Below are 14,756 nucleotides of genomic sequence, written 5' to 3'. Positions count from 1 at the left end.
GCTTGTAACACCGGTCGTGATGTTGCCGGTTGTGATGTTTTCGGTAGTCACGTGTTCAGCTCCCGCGATAGGTGGAATAAGCAAAGGGCGACAGCAACAGTGGGACGTGATAGCCCCGCGCCGTGTCGTCCACCCGGAAGGTCACTGTCACTTCCGGGTAGAAGTTCTCTTGTCCGTTGGTCTCGAAATACGTTCCCGTGTCGAAAGTCAGGGTGTAGTGACCGGTGACCAGACCACCGGGAGCAAGTTCGGGGATGCGGCCGTCGGAGTCGGTCTCGGCACTGGTGATCGTGACGCCGTCTCGATCACGAAGTTTGACGCGAATCCCCGCCGCGGGAATGCCCGTCGTCGCGTCGAGAACGTGCGTGCTCAGGGTCTTGCTCATGCTGCGCCTCCGGCGAGTGAATCGATCAGACGGGCAAGCCTGATTCGATTGATGGCGGCCAATTCGGTTCGAAGCACGGAACGCTCGGTCGCCGGGTCGTTTCGGAGACGGCCTCGAAGGATGTCGAGGAGCTCCGTTCCAGATTTCCCCGACGCGCAGACCAGGTAAACATGGCCGAATGTCTCTTCGTACTCGGCGTTCTTCTGTCGAAGTTCCGCGAGGACGTCTTCTGTCGCGGACGAGACTCCCGACTGTTCACGGGTCGAGGCCGCGCTTTCGCTTCGCTCACCGATTCGTGGGTGGCCGGACAGAGCGTCGTCGATCTCGGACTCGGGAAGCTCGGCCAGCACCGCATCTGCTTTGTCGAACAGAGCTTCCAGATCGGTGAACGGGCGAGACGAGGCGATTTCCTGTGCCCACACGGCGGAATGGCAACACTCGAGCAGCGCCGCGACTGCCTGGTGGTCACCGAGCGCATCGAAGGCTCCGAGACCACTGGAATTCGTTGTAGGCATGTCCACAGGATTACTTGAGCATGTTACGGATCTGTAGCGCAGCAATTACGGGAGATGATGTGTCTCGATCTTATTTCTCCGGCCGCCCTTTTCCGGTGACAGATACATTCTTAGGTATGACCGATACTCCGAAGCTGTCTTCCGTCGTACCGTCCCTGGCGAACCTCCGAGACATCGGAGGCCCCGAATCGAGCTTCGGTGGCACCGTCCGCACCGGGAGTGTGTTTCGTTCCACCGATCTGGCATCGCTCAGTGCGGAGGGCGCACAGACCCTCGCCGATCTGGGCATCGTCACGATCTACGATCTGCGCACCGAGTCCGAACGCGAGACGGCGCCGGATCTGACGCCGGACGGAATCCGAGAACTCGGCCTGGACGTATTGGCGGACAAGCAGTATCGCGCCATTCCGGCTCAGATGCAGCAGATGATCGCCGACCCGGCGTTTGCTGCCGAAGCGTTGGGCGGCGGCCAGGCGCTCGAGTACTTTCAGGGAAGTTACCGCGATTTCGTGACCTTGCCGAGTGCGGTCGCGTCGTACCGGCAACTGTTCGTCGACTTGGCGCAGCCGCCCAGCTCGCCGGCACTCATTCACTGCACCACGGGCAAAGACCGCACGGGCTGGGCCGCAGCCGCGCTACTGCTGTTCCTGGGTGCCTCCGAGGACGCGGTCTTCGCGGACTACCTCGAAACCAACAAGGTTCTGTTGCCGATGTTCGCGCCGCTCCTCGAGCGATTCGAGGCCAAGGGTATCGATCCGACCCTGCTCGAAGGTGTCCTTGGTGTCAGGCGCGAGTACCTGGAGGCGTCGATGGCAGAGCTTGCGCAGGTCCACGGATCGATCGAGGCCTACTTCACCGACGGCCTGAAGATCGACGCGTCGACCCAGGAACAATTGCGGAGCAACCTGCTCAGCTGATCAGGACCTGCTCGGCTCGTCGTCGCGGGCCCTTCGACGCCGCATAACGAGGCTGACGATACCGATCCCGATGGCGATGCCGAGCAGGTCGGCGGTGCCGTCCCAGATCGAACCGGAACGCGAAATGGGCAGCGCTGCTTGAAGAACCTCGGACGTCGCAGCAAAAATCACGAGCCACACCGCGGTGAGCCACGCCGGGATCCGGGCGTGCAACGAGGTGATCGCAAGCACCGCGAACATCAACGTGTGAGTGATCTTGTCGGTGTTCTCCGGGCTCGACGGGACGGTGGAGCCCGGGGAGAAGAGCATGATCAGGGCAATGACCACGGCGATCGCCAACGGCCAGTATCGGTTGTTCTTCAATTCGTCTGCCCCTCGACGACGACGAGTCCGAGTGCACCTTCGGCGAATCTGGTGACGGCGTCGGCGGCTGTCGTGAGCGCCTCGGTGTGCCCGTCGCGGGCCCAGCCGGTCAGCAGGGCGGTGGAGTCGAGAGGCGTCAGAACGACCTCGGCGAGAAGCTCACCGGTGTTGGGCTGGCACACGGCCCAGGAGTAGACGCTGTTTTCGTGCCACTGAGCGCTCCGCTGACTCACGTAATCGGGGTCGGTGATACCGCCGTCGGCAAGGGCAGGGCGGTCGTCCACACGCTCGTCTGCGCGCAGTGCTCGCAGATACCATCCGCCGGCGTTGATCTCGATCGGCTCCATCAGTCGGAGCCCCGCTCGCGGCGACGCTTGGCTTTGCGTTCCCTGTCGGTACCGAACAGCAGTGCACCGGCGAGGGGAATCGCGAGGAACCACAACCAGGTGCCGGTGACGAAGAACAGGATCACCGCGAGAATCGGGATGACGGCCATGACGCGACCGGACCAGTCGGGGTTGAATCGTCGCTCCGCCGGTGCGGCGGGAGGTGTCACCATCGACAGGGGAGCGGTGCCTGGAGCTTGATAGTTGCCCGGTAGATCGGCGAACACCGGAACGAGTTCACTGCGAGTTGTTGCGGCACTGACGATTCCGCTTCTCTCGTCGAACTCCGTGACGGTGAGGCGGCCTGCGGCGAAGTGCTCGCTCAGGAGATCGAGTGCCTGCTCGCGTTCTGCAGTGCCGATGCGAATGTCGGGGACGTCAGCCATCGTTACAGCCTACTCAAACGACTGTGCGCCTTTCCGGTAGTGGGGACTACCGGAAAGGCGCACGGGGCCGGAGGCCTTACTTCAGTTCTGCGAGAACCGTTCCCTGCGTGATTGCTGCACCCGGCTCGACGGACAGTCCGGTGACGACACCGGCCTTGTGCGCGTTGACGGGGTTTTCCATCTTCATGGCTTCGAGAACCGCGATCAGGTCGCCTTCTGCGACTTCCTGGCCTTCGGTCACTGCGACCTTGACGACGGTGCCCTGCATCGGAGCGGTGACGGCGTCACCGGATGCTGCGCCGCCGCCGGCGCCGCCGCGCTTGCGTGCCTTCGGCTTCTTGCGGATGGCACCGGATGCTGCGCCGCCGCCGTTGCCGAGCGAGAACTGGCCCGGGAGGGAAACCTCGACGCGACGTCCACCGACCTCGACGACGACGTTCTGACGCGGCAGAGCCTCGTCCTCGTCGTCGACCGGTGCACCGGAACCGGCGTACGGCTCGATGGTGTTTTCCCAGTCGGTTTCGATCCACTTGGTGTAGATGTCGAACTTCTCGCCGTCACCGACGAATGCCGGGTTCTCGACGATGTGGCGGTGGAACGGGAGGACGGTCGCGAGGCCGTCGATCTCGAACTCGGCCAGAGCGCGCGATGCCCGCTGGAGGGCTTCTTCGCGGGTGGCGCCGGTGACGATGAGCTTGGCGAGCATGGAGTCGAACTGTCCGCCGATGACGTCGCCGGCGACGACACCGGAATCGACGCGGACGCCGGGGCCCGTGGGCTCACGGTAGACGGAGACCGGGCCGGGGGCGGGCATGAAGCCGCGGCCGGCGTCTTCACCGTTGATGCGGAACTCGAAGGAGTGTCCACGCGGGGTGGGATCTTCCTTGATGGAGAGTTCTTCGCCGTTGGCGATGAGGAACTGCTGACGCACCAGGTCGATGCCCGCGGTCTCTTCCGTGACGGGGTGCTCGACCTGCAGGCGGGTGTTGACCTCGAGGAAGGAGATGGTGTCGCCCTGAACCAGGTACTCGACCGTTCCGGCGCCGTAGTAGCCGGCTTCCTTGCAGATGGCCTTGGCGGACGCGTGGATGCGTGCGCGCTGGTCGTCCGTCAGGAATGGAGCCGGAGCCTCTTCGACGAGCTTCTGGAAGCGACGCTGCAGTGAGCAGTCGCGGGTACCGGCGACGACGACGTTGCCGTGCTGGTCGGCGATGACCTGAGCCTCGACGTGGCGGGCCTTGTCCAGGTACTGCTCGACGAAGCACTCGCCGCGACCGAAGGCTGCGATGGCCTCACGGGTGGCCGACTCGAACAGCTCGGGGATTTCCTCGATGGTCTGGGCGACCTTCATGCCGCGTCCACCGCCGCCGAAGGCAGCCTTGATCGCAACCGGTACGCCGTATTCCTTGGCGAATGCGACGACCTCGTCTGCGCCCTTGACGGGGTCCTTGGTGCCGGCAGCCATCGGAGCCTTCGCGCGTTCTGCGATGTGGCGAGCGGTGACCTTGTCGCCGAGGTCGCGGATGGACTGCGGTGACGGACCGATCCAGATGAGGTTCGCGTCGATGACGGCCTGGGCGAAGTCGGCGTTCTCGGAGAGGAAGCCGTAGCCGGGGTGGATGGCGTCGGCGCCGGACTTCTTGGCGGCATCGAGGATCTTGTCGAACACGAGGTAGGACTCGGCGGACGTCTGTCCGCCGAGGGCAAATGCCTCGTCTGCGAGCTTCACGAACTGCGCTTCTGCGTCGGGCTCGGCGTAAACGGCAACGCTGCCGTAGCCGGCATCCTTGGCCGCCCGGATGACCCGTACCGCGATTTCACCGCGGTTCGCGACAAGCACCTTCGTAATGTGCGCGCTGGCATGACTGGGCACTGAGCCTCCTGTGGTTCGCATAGTCTGTCTCCGCGGTGTATTCCTCTGGGATTTCACCATCGGGGGATTGGCATCACTTCGGAGTGTATGCATCGCTTCGGCGCTGGCTGTAACCGGATCGCTAAAGCCCACTCCGGCTTAGGAAACGGTTTCGAAAACTACCGATGAGTAGCTGCCGGAGGTGCCGGTGTCCGGTTCGGCGACGATTTCTTCGACGGTCCGGCGCAGTGCGGCCACGTAGGCGTGAACCGCGGCGTTCGCCGTCTCGTTGCCTGGATACCTGACTGCGAGATTGAGGCCTTGGGGTGTGCGGTTGATCCAGATGTAGACGTCGTGCGTGTATGCCTTGCTTCGAAGTGCTCTGGCGTTCCATTCGGGCCACTGTGCGGCCTCGGGTACAAAGCGAACGTCCATGTAGGACACCACGAATCGCGGTCGAATCGGGGTTTCGAGGTGCTCACCGATCCGATCGAACGGGACCGCGGCGGCAGGCTTGACCGAAGCGATCGATTCGGCGGCGCGTGTCGCGAGGTCGCCGAACGAACAGTCCGATCCAACGGCGAACTCGACCGGGCACAGTCCGACGAACCAGCCGAGCGCACCCGCCCACTCCTGAGCGCTGCGGGTGTGAACCGGCGTCACGACCTCGAATTGATCGGATCCCGCGACTTCGCGACCTACGGCCGCAAGTCCGCCGAGTAGTCCGGCGAAATACCCCACGCCGGCGGCTGCACACGTCGAACTGAAGGCCTTGGACTGCTCGGCGTCGAGTAGCCAGGTCGACAGGCCGTTCTGAGAATCGGTTCCGCGTTCACCGATCGGTAGCGGGAACTGGGGTAACCCGTCCGTTCCGAGAGCCTTACGCCAGATCTCCACCGCAGCCTTCTCGGCTTCCATGTCGGCCATCTGCTCGCGTTCGACGGCACCGAAATCGACGTAGCTGCCCACCGGGAACAGATTTGCAGCGCTGCCGGTCGAGGCCTCGCGGTACAGCGCTGCAATCTCGTGAGCGACCAGCACGATCGAGAAACCGTCGATGATCGAGTGGTCCGCCGCGAAGAACACGGTGAACGGACCGTCGCCACCGCGGGGCGTCAACGTCGCGAAGACGTACGACGGCCAACTGTGCGGGGACGCGTAATCGTCGAACAGGCGGTGAAGGTGGTCGAAGTTGTCCTGGCTGGACGCGTCGTAGCCGTGGCTGACGACCCCGATGTCGATTCCGCCGATCGGGACGGTGTGCCGGGTGATCTCGCCACTCGAGGGCTCGAGGACGGTATGCGAGCGCAGAACTTCATGACGGTCGATCCAGCGGCCGAGGGCGACTCGGAACGCATCGACATCGAGCGGGCCGGAAATCTCGAAAGCTGTTCCCAGCCAAGACTTGTCGCCCGCGCCTGCAGCGGAACGGTTGAGATGTGCCTCGTGAATGTAGGAGACGGGCCGCGGATCCGGAACCCAAGGCCCGGTTGCGCACGGCAACCATTCGACGAGTGCGCCGGCCGGAATCGCATAGTCGGCCAGTTCGGTGAACTCCATGTTTTCAGCCCCGCAAGTGCCGCTTGATGCGCGCGAGCATGGCCGACATTCCGCGCAGACGGAGCGGGCTCACAGCTTCTGCGAGACCGAGCGCCGAATAGAAGTCGTCGGGTACACCGAGGATCTCGTCCGCGCTGTGACCGTCGAGCCCCTGCGCGAGGATCGATGCGAAACCACGCGTCGTGGGAGCCTCGGGGGGCGCGCTGAAGTACAGGCGGACGTTGTCGCGATCCGAATCGTCGACCGAGAGGAACAGCGGCGACTGACATTCGGGGACCGGCTCCATCGCGCTCTGCTCGAGCTCCGCCGGCAACGGCGGTAGCTCTCGGCTGAACTCGAGAAGAAGAGTGAGCTTGTCCGAGGCGCCGACGGCTGCGAAGTCGTCGACGATCTCGGCCAGAGCCGAAGGAAGAGTGCTCATGACGCCGATACGGAGGAAGGAACTGCGCCGGGCTCTTCGCCCTGGACGATCGGGACGCGCACTGCATTGCCCCACTCTGTCCAGGAACCGTCGTAGTTACGAACGTTCGGGTAGCCGAGAAGATGGGTCAACACGAACCAGGTGTGGCTGGAACGCTCACCGATGCGGCAGTACGCGACGATGTTGTCGTCGGCCGACAGACCGCCGTAGATCTCGCCGAGTTCGGTGCGGGTGCGGAAGCGGCTGTCCGGTGCCGCTGCCTTCGCCCACGGGATGCTGAGAGCGCTGGGAATGTGTCCACCGCGCAACGCACCCTCTTCGGGGTAGTCGGGCATGTGGGTGCGCTCGCCGGTGTACTCCTGCGGAGATCGCACGTCGATGAGCGGCCCGTCGCCCAAGTGCGCGAGTACGTCGTCCTTGAAGGCGCGGATGGGAGCGTCGTTGCGCTTGACGACCGGGTAATCCGTTGATGTGATGTCGGGAACGTCGAAAGCGGTGTCACGGTTCTCGGCGATCCACGCATCGCGGCCACCGTCGAGAAGACGGACGTCCTCGTGGCCGAACAGAGTGAAGACCCACAGTGCGTAGGCGGCCCACCAGTTGCTCTTGTCGCCGTAGATGACGACGGTGTCGTCGCGGCTGATGCCCTTGCGGTTCATCAACTCTGCGAACTTCGCACCGTCGATGTAATCGCGGGTGACCGGATCGTTGAGGTCGAGATGCCAGTCGATCTTCACTGCGCCGGGAATGTGGCCGACGTCGTACAACAACACGTCTTCATCGGATTCGACGACCTTGAGGCCCGGCGTACCGAGATTCGCCGAGAGCCATTCCGTCGAGACCAACCGGTCGGGATGCGCGAACTCGGCAAACGCGGTTGAGGGATCGGGGGCAACGGGCACGGGCGTACTCCTGAAGACGAATCGTTCGGTTCGAACACGGACTTGATCGATTCTATGCGCTGCGCGCAAGGGGAGACGCCCGGAAGCCGGTTCTGCCTGCTCGTACCCGTAGCCGGCACTAAATCCTCGGTGTTCCTGCCCCGACGCTCGAATCTCTCAATTGTTCGGTGACACTTCCGATCGGCGTCACGCCCCGGGCGCAGACTTCCCTCAGAATCCGGTCGAGATCGGTGAGGAAATTCACCATGGTTTCGTTTGCCGTGTCGGTGTCCGGGAAGCGCGAACGCAGCGAGAGACCACGGTTCGTTCGCGAAATCCAGAACTGGGCATCGTCGGCGACGGTCACATTGCTGATGTGATGAGCGTTGAGGAGATCATGATCGTCGGTGCCGGGTAGTTTGCGGTAATCGATGTACGACACCATGAAGACGTCGGTGCGCGTGCGTCGAATCTTGTCGCCCAAAGCATCTCGAACCTGGGCCATGGTGACGCCCTCGAGCGTCAACGCAACTCGGAACGACGCGTGCGTATGTGCAAGGGATGCACCGAAATCCGCATCGGGAGTGATCTGGACCGTGATCGGCGCGCTCGTGGTGAGCCAGCCGATGGCGTCGGCCCAGCGTGGATCTTTGCGGATGTGCAGCGGGAATTGCAGTGGAAGCGTCGCCTGTCCGGTGAACGAGTGGACGGAAAGTCCCATCGCAGTGAGGATTCCGGTGAACACGCTGCCGCCGGCGGATAGGCAGATCTCGTCGAACTTCGCGGTCAGTTCCTCGTCGAGCAGCACGCGCACATCGGCGCCCTGAGGCGCGGGCTTTCCTGCCTCGACGCCGAGATCCAAGGGGAAACTCGGCGATGTGCCACCACAAATCTCGTAGAATCTTGCCCACTCTCGGATTCGAGGGTCGTTGTCGACGGGAAGCAGGGCGTCGGCCTCCAGTTCGCAGTACTGCACGAAACTTCCCGGGTCACCCAGTCGGCTCATCACTGCGTCGACGGCCTCGTGGTCGGTCAGTTCGGGTATGGCGATCAGTCCCTCGTAGATCTGTCGCAGTTCCCCGAGGGCGATGACCAGCGAGTAGCCGTCGACGAGGGTGTGATCGAAGGCGCTCAGGACCGTGTAGTGCTCTTCGCGTTCGACCGTGGCAAACGTGTAGGCGGGGAAGGTCAGTGGATCGCATACCGTCGTGAATCGTTTCTTGAGGTGCGCTCGGAGGTCTTCGGTCGAATCGAACTTCACAGGTTCCGAAGTCTCGATGTGTGTGCCGTCGGGATCGAGTCCCATTCGGGTGGTGGTGAACTCGCCCACCTCGAATCCTGTGTGCAGAGTGTCATGGCGACTGATGAACAGGCGCAGCGCGAGATCGAGTGCGGGCCGATTCAGTTCTCCGGGAAGGTCGAATGCGGCTGCCATCCACACACTCCGGCCCATGCCGTGTGTTCGCGCAGTCTCGAGATGGAAATGCTGGTTGTACGACGGTGGTACTTCCGACTCGGTGACGGCGCCGTCCGCGGGCTGGAGCGACCATTCGGTGACGATTCCGGGCTCGAGTCCGTATCGATCGATCGAGGTGACATGCATCAGGACGCTCCCTCTGGTGCCGAGAACGAGTAGTCGCCCTGAGCTGCAACAGTTTTGATGATCTTGGAGACGTGCTCGGCGAAGCGGGTGGCCGATTCGTGGGCAATGGGGGTGTCAGGGTGGGACACGGCGATCCAGGTACCGGTGTGCATCCGGTTGATCCACATCGACGCGATCTGCGTCTCTTTGCCGCCGACGATTCCCGTTGCCTTCGTCTCGGCGTAACTGTAGGGATCCGGCATGCGGCGGCCGTCGATGTACGAGACGATCGGCGGCGGGGTGAGCGTCTTCGACAATCCGCCGGGTGCGGAATCCGACTCGGCCAAGCTCGACAGAACCAGGTCGATGACTTGCTGCACAGAGACATCGAGGAGTGCCTTGCCGTCGTGGTACCCCTGCTGCCCGAGCTTTGCCAACTCGGTGAAGCGTCGCTTGTCGTCGACGTCGATGCCGACCGGGATCAGGTTGATGTACCAGCCCTGTGCAAACGAGTCGGCCTCGGTTCGTGTGCTGACCGGCGAGAGGGCGATGTACTTGTCGCGTCCGGCCAGTTCGAATTCCGCAATCGCGAGGGCGGTGAATATTCCACCGATGAAGTTGGCGCCGTTGGCTTTACAGACCGCACCGAACCTTTCGCACTCATTGTCGTCGGCCAGGTCGAAGCGTGAACCGATAGCCGGTTTGGGCGCGTCTTCCGCCCCGAGCGGGAGCGGAAATCCGGGGAACGAGCCGCCGCTGCGCATGAGGTAACCGAGCCACTGGTGCACTTCGGGGGACTGCATAGTCAGTTCGGTTGTTCGCTCGCGTTCGACGCGACCGAACTGTGCGTAACTTCCCGCGGGGCCTAGTTCGGGATGTGACCCGGTCGTTTCCGCGGCGTAGAGCTGACGCAATTCCGCGTACATCAGCACCATCGAGTTCATGTCCGAATGGGCGTGGTCGACTGCGTGGAACAGGGTGAAGCTCGGATCGGCTTCGAGGTCGGCATGGTGGTGCTCGACGGCGCCGAACACGAAGGCCGGCCACTGAAGGGCACTGGTTTCCGTTGCGAACTTGGTTGCGACGAGTGCGCGGATCGCCTCGGATTCGGAGACGTCGTCGCCGACGCGGTACTCGAGTTCGATGCTCTCGACCGGCACCACGTGTCGACGGACCTCGAACGCGGTGTCCGCAGCGTCGGTGGTTGCTTCGTCGAAGGAGAACCAACTGTGGAGCGTGTCGTGGCGACGGACGTAGCGCTGCAGGGCTCGCGTCATGGCGTCGCGGTCGAGTGTTCCTGCGAAATCGAAGGCGATACCGATCCACGGAGACTGCGGATCGCCCTTCTCTGCGGTGACGCGGGCGCGTCGCAGGTGGCGATCCTGCATCGTGGTCGGGGGTAGTTCTCGGTCGATCTCGGCTTCGGCGGCTCGTTGAGCGGAAGCATGCGTGACGCCCCATTCGATTACCCGTCCAGGAAGCGGGTGCCAATGGGTGATCAAGTTCAGATCCATCGAGTAGAACTCCTGCGTGTGTCGTCGAGAAGCCTGCTCTGAAAATGGGCAGACGACGAACTATCCCATCTGGGGGACTGAATTGTCCGAAATACTACAATCTAAACAAGAACAGGTTCTAGAAGCGTCCTGTTCGATTAGGATCATTCGGTGCTTCCGGACCCTTTAGGTGACGCTGTCGGCGCCGACCACAAGGGCGGACGGCGAGCTGGTTCTCTGACGCCCTGGCTCGGGTTGGCGACGAGTCTGGCGGCGGCGTTCATGCAGTTGCTCGACGCGACGATCGTCAACGTCGCGCTTCCGAGTATCGCCGTCGATCTTCAAGCAGGCGTATCGGCGCAGTTGCTCATGGTCAGCGTGTACATCCTGGCTTTTGCGTGTTCGTTGATCACCGCGGCCAGGTTGGGGGACCTGTTCGGTCGTAGGGTTGTTTTTCTGACCGCCCTGTTCGTATTCGTCGCGGCCTCGTTGCTGTGCGGGCTCGCTCAGAGCGCGACGATGTTGATCGTCTTCCGGGGTTTGCAAGGGTTGGCGGCCGGTTCGATGTCCGCCCAGACGTTTGCCATCATCTCGGGTCTGTTTCCGAAGGCCAGGCATCCGCGAGTGTTCGGGATCTACGGTGCGACCATCGGGCTCGCAACGGTCAGTGGGCCTCTGATCGGCGGGCTGCTGATCGAGTGGAATCTCTTCGACTGGGGCTGGCGCCTGATCTTCTTCGTCAACATTCCGATCGGCATCGCCGCCTTGATTCTCGGGTATTTCCATCTCGTCGATGCTCGCGCTGAGCATGTGCGCTCACTGGACCTCATCGGCGCCGCACTGTCATCGCTGGCGCTGTTCCTGCTGATCCTTCCCCTGGCCGAGGGAAGGGCGCGTGGATGGCCCACAGGTCTTGTTGTCATGCTCGCGATGTCGGTGCCGGTGGCATTGGCGTTTGTGCTCTACGAATCGCGTCTGGCGAAACGAGGCGGCGATCCGGTCCTTCGTCTGGAGCTTTTCCGCGACCGAGCCTTCGCGATCGGCGCGGTTCTTGCGTTCGTATTCTTCGGAACCCTGACTTCGTTGATCTTCACCATCAGTCTCACGCTTCAGTTCGGGTTCGGGTTCTCCGCATTGCGAGCGGGCGTGATGACGCTCCCGTGGGCCGTCGGCATGGGCGTGGCTGCGGTTCTCTCATCCGCGGTGTACCGGATGCTTGGAAACCGCGTTCTGATCTTGGGGATGGTCGTCTTTGCCGGCTCGCTGATCGCGTTGTCGGTCATCCTCGAACACGAAGGAACTGATCCACGCTGGCTCGCGCTCGCCGGTCCTCTCCTCCTCGGGGGCGCAGGGCTCGGACTGTTCGTGGCGCCACTGCAGACCGCGATCCTCGCGACGGTCGAACCCGCGCACGCGGGTTCGGTGTCGGGGCTGCTACCGACCGTTCAGCAGGTTGGCAGCTCGATCGGACTGGCCTTGATCGGAGTGGTGTTCTTCTCGCTCGTCGCGGGGCAAGCTCCGCAAGCAGTGCAGGGGGAGCGGCCCGAGTACGTTGCGAATCTTGAAGCTGCCGGCGTGAATCCCGGCCTGGTCGACATCGCCGAAAAGGCATTTGTCGATTGCGCGACAAGTCAATTGGCATCCGGAACACCGATGGAGGTGGCGCCGGAATGTCGCCGCGAAGGAACTGCCGGCGCCGGGGGCCAATCCGTTCAAGTGGCAGTTGATGCCGCGTACGCATCTACTCGCGCGGCGGCTGGCGAAGCGTTTCTCGAAGCCCAACGCCGCGTGCTCGCGATCATCGCAGCAATTGCGCTCGGCATCGGATTGGCCTCGACTGCCCTGCCGCGGGTCAATTCCCCAGTCTGAAAAAAATACCCTTGACTCGAACGGGTGTTCGAGTATTCTCCTGAGGAGGGGATCGGGGGATTCAATGAGCATGCTGTTGTCGGATGTGGTGTCCGGTTCTGCAGTGGGGTTGCGCGGACGACTGTGGCGGTTGACGGCTTCTGAGTTGCGTGCTGCTGCTATCGAGGCGAGTGCGGAGATTCTTCGTCTCGAGGCTGTTCGGGTGGCGGTGGTGGACGAGTTGTCGTTGCGGCCGGATGATCAGGTGATCGCCAGCCGCGGGGTGGGTTGCTGGTTGGCGGCGAACACGATGCTGCAGGTTCGGGACGGGAAGAAGATCGCCGCCCTGGGTGCGGCGCTGCGGCCGTTTCCGGCGGTGGCTGCCCGGTTCGATGGCGGGGACTGCTCGTTCGAGCATGCCGTGTTGATCGTGGCGTTCTGCGAATCACCACCGAAGGGCATGCCGGACGCCGCGTTGCCTCGCTGTATCGACCTACTGTTGGCTGCTGCTTCCGGTGTGGAGGCCACGACCACGAAGGTGCGGAGTGTTATCGCGACTTTGGAGCGAGTGTTCGAGTCCGATGAGATTCCGCCCGCCGAGGATGTGGATCGGAATGAGTTGCGGATCGCGTCGACGTTGAATGGTCGGGTGGTGGTGCGCGGCGATTTCGATGCCCTCACCGGGGAAATGTTGTTGTCGGCATTGTCGAATCTGACGATGCCCACCCCGGCACCCGATGGAACCCCGGACGCCCGGTCCGCAGCGAAACGCACGGCGGACGGGTTCACCGAACTGATCCGCCGCTACCTGGACTGCGCCAAGACCGGTTTCGATGGTGGTCAACGTCCGCACGTGAACGTGCACATCAACGCCCGCGATCTGGCGGAGCATCAGGACTGCGCCGCCGCACCCTCGCCCGATGGTGCTGTGGCTGTGTCGGATCTTGATGTCGGGCACATGCCCTGGCTCGGACCACTGTCCGTCTCGCAGACCAGACTTCTCGGGTGTGACTGTTTCCTGTCGACTGTTCTGCTCGACGACCACGGGGCGCCGCTCGATGCGAAACCCGGAAAGCGATTAGTGTCCGCGGAGCAGCGAGTGGCGTTGATCGCCCGAGACAAGGGCTGCGCGTTCCCCGGCTGCACGTGTGTACCGGCCTGGACGGATGCACACCATATTCGGCACTGGGCTAACGGTGGCCCGACGGTGATGAACAACCTTGTCCTGCTGTGCCGTTCACATCACCGGTTGATGCACCGCAAATCCGGGTTCGTCGGGAAATGGGAAATCCGCATCGGCGCCGACAACAAACCGTGGTTCATCCCACCGCCCTCGATCGACCCCGGCCAGCACCCGCGGCCGGCGAACACCACAGTCAAAACCCGAGGGGTCAAGCCTCTTCGGCGACAACAAAAACGACCAGCTTCGCATCGGCATGAACCCGATGCGAGGCTGGTCAGTGGTGCTTGGAGAAAACGTGCGTGGAGAAAACGTGCTTGGAGAAATCGTGTCAGAAGATGCTCTGCGTGCGCCAGAGATCCGAGACGGAAACCCCGACACGCTCGAGAAGTGTTCGTACCAAAGGTAATCCGATACCGATGACACTCGAGGGATCACCCTCGATCCTCTCCACGAACCAGCCGCCGAGACTGTCGAGCGTGAATGCTCCGGCGACTTGGAGCGGTTCGCCCGTTGCCAGGTATGCCTCGAGATCTTCGGTGGACGGTTGCGCGAAATGAACCACTGTTGCGCTGTGATCCGAGGCCATGCGAACGATGCGGCCGTCGGCGACGCGTAGGACACAGTGCCCGGTCAAGAGAGTGGCGCTGCGTCCGGCCATTGCGGCCCATCGCTTTCGGGCGATGTCTACGCTGCCCGGCTTGCCTTGAAGTTGCCCGTCGATCAGGAGCATCGAATCGCACCCGACAACGACTACGTCGGTGAGATTGTCGGCGGCGAGGCCGGGAACGATCTCGGCGGCCTTGGCTTCCGCCAGCACCGTCACGACTTTTTCGGGAGCGGCGTCGGGGCCGAGGTTGTCGGCAATCTTGTCCTCGTCGACGCCGGAGACACGCACAAGCGGCGAAACCCCGGCCGCCCGCAGAACTGCGAGGCGAGCCGGGGACGCTGAAGCTAGAACCAGTTGAGTCACGTCAGCAAGTGATC

14 protein-coding genes and 1 pseudogene are annotated in these 14,756 nt (G+C 63.0%); 3 read left to right on the top strand and 12 right to left on the bottom strand.

What is annotated here, in order from left to right:
* Positions 1-55 precede the first annotated feature (55 nt).
* Together uraH and uraD are read right to left on the bottom strand one after the other, a co-directional pair.
* Positions 56-385, bottom strand: a complete 330-nt coding sequence (uraH, locus tag H351_RS21550; protein ID WP_029255029.1) for a hydroxyisourate hydrolase — start codon at positions 383-385, stop codon at positions 56-58.
* Complete coding sequence (gene uraD / locus H351_RS21545; RefSeq protein ID WP_019747739.1) at positions 382-900, bottom strand: 2-oxo-4-hydroxy-4-carboxy-5-ureidoimidazoline decarboxylase; 519 nt, start codon at positions 898-900, stop codon at positions 382-384. Before uraD ends, uraH begins: the two co-directional genes overlap by 4 nt.
* Positions 901-1,016: 116 nt before the next feature.
* Here uraD and H351_RS21540 point away from each other — a divergent pair, with 116 nt between their 5' ends.
* Positions 1,017-1,817, top strand: a complete 801-nt coding sequence (locus tag H351_RS21540) for a tyrosine-protein phosphatase (protein ID WP_029255030.1) — start codon at positions 1,017-1,019, stop codon at positions 1,815-1,817.
* Here H351_RS21540 and H351_RS21535 read toward each other — a convergent pair whose 3' ends face one another.
* From H351_RS21535 to H351_RS21495, 9 genes are all read right to left on the bottom strand, one after another.
* Positions 1,818-2,180 carry a VanZ family protein gene (locus H351_RS21535; protein WP_020907073.1) on the bottom strand — a complete coding sequence of 121 codons (363 nt, stop codon included), beginning with the start codon at positions 2,178-2,180 and terminating at the stop codon, positions 1,818-1,820.
* Complete coding sequence (locus tag H351_RS21530) at positions 2,177-2,527, bottom strand: hypothetical protein (protein ID WP_003940792.1); 351 nt, start codon at positions 2,525-2,527, stop codon at positions 2,177-2,179. The genes H351_RS21535 and H351_RS21530 overlap by 4 nt, the downstream gene beginning before the upstream one ends.
* Positions 2,527-2,952 (bottom strand): DUF1707 SHOCT-like domain-containing protein, encoded by a 426-nt coding sequence (locus tag H351_RS21525; RefSeq protein WP_029255031.1) that lies wholly within the window; start codon positions 2,950-2,952, stop codon positions 2,527-2,529. Before H351_RS21525 ends, H351_RS21530 begins: the two co-directional genes overlap by 1 nt.
* A 76-nt stretch (positions 2,953-3,028) precedes the next feature.
* Entirely contained in the window at positions 3,029-4,825 is a 1,797-nt protein-coding gene (locus H351_RS21520; protein ID WP_019747743.1) for an acetyl/propionyl/methylcrotonyl-CoA carboxylase subunit alpha, read from the bottom strand.
* A 138-nt stretch (positions 4,826-4,963) separates the two neighbouring features.
* Positions 4,964-6,364: a condensation domain-containing protein gene (locus H351_RS21515; protein ID WP_020969197.1), complete on the bottom strand. Its 1,401-nt coding sequence runs from the start codon at positions 6,362-6,364 to the stop codon at positions 4,964-4,966.
* A gap of 4 nt (positions 6,365-6,368) precedes the next feature.
* On the bottom strand, positions 6,369-6,785 hold the full coding sequence (locus tag H351_RS21510; RefSeq protein ID WP_019747745.1) for a SufE family protein: 417 nt from the start codon (positions 6,783-6,785) through the stop codon (positions 6,369-6,371).
* Complete coding sequence (locus H351_RS21505) at positions 6,782-7,687, bottom strand: sulfurtransferase (RefSeq protein WP_019747746.1); 906 nt, start codon at positions 7,685-7,687, stop codon at positions 6,782-6,784. The genes H351_RS21510 and H351_RS21505 overlap by 4 nt, the downstream gene beginning before the upstream one ends.
* A 118-nt stretch (positions 7,688-7,805) precedes the next feature.
* Positions 7,806-9,269, bottom strand: coding sequence for a condensation domain-containing protein (locus H351_RS21500; RefSeq protein ID WP_029255032.1), 1,464 nt, complete (start codon positions 9,267-9,269; stop codon positions 7,806-7,808).
* Entirely contained in the window at positions 9,269-10,762 is a 1,494-nt protein-coding gene (locus tag H351_RS21495) for a condensation domain-containing protein (protein WP_020907077.1), read from the bottom strand. Before H351_RS21495 ends, H351_RS21500 begins: the two co-directional genes overlap by 1 nt.
* 150 nt (positions 10,763-10,912) lie before the next feature.
* Here H351_RS21495 and H351_RS21490 point away from each other — a divergent pair, with 150 nt between their 5' ends.
* On the top strand, positions 10,913-12,610 hold the full coding sequence (locus H351_RS21490) for an MFS transporter (RefSeq protein ID WP_019747749.1): 1,698 nt from the start codon (positions 10,913-10,915) through the stop codon (positions 12,608-12,610).
* 64 nt (positions 12,611-12,674) lie between these two features.
* Positions 12,675-13,973 (top strand): annotated as a pseudogene (locus H351_RS21485) (HNH endonuclease signature motif containing protein); the annotation flags it as partial.
* Between the two features lie 127 nt (positions 13,974-14,100).
* Here the strand turns inward: H351_RS21485 and H351_RS21480 are convergent.
* Positions 14,101-14,742: a Maf family protein gene (locus H351_RS21480; RefSeq protein WP_007731146.1), complete on the bottom strand. Its 642-nt coding sequence runs from the start codon at positions 14,740-14,742 to the stop codon at positions 14,101-14,103.
* Between the last annotated feature and the right edge of the window lie 14 nt (positions 14,743-14,756).

The organism is Rhodococcus erythropolis R138, from assembly GCF_000696675.2.
Taxonomy (GTDB): Bacteria; Actinomycetota; Actinomycetes; order Mycobacteriales; family Mycobacteriaceae; genus Rhodococcus_F; species Rhodococcus_F erythropolis.
This window is presented reverse-complemented; position numbering and strand designations above follow the sequence as displayed.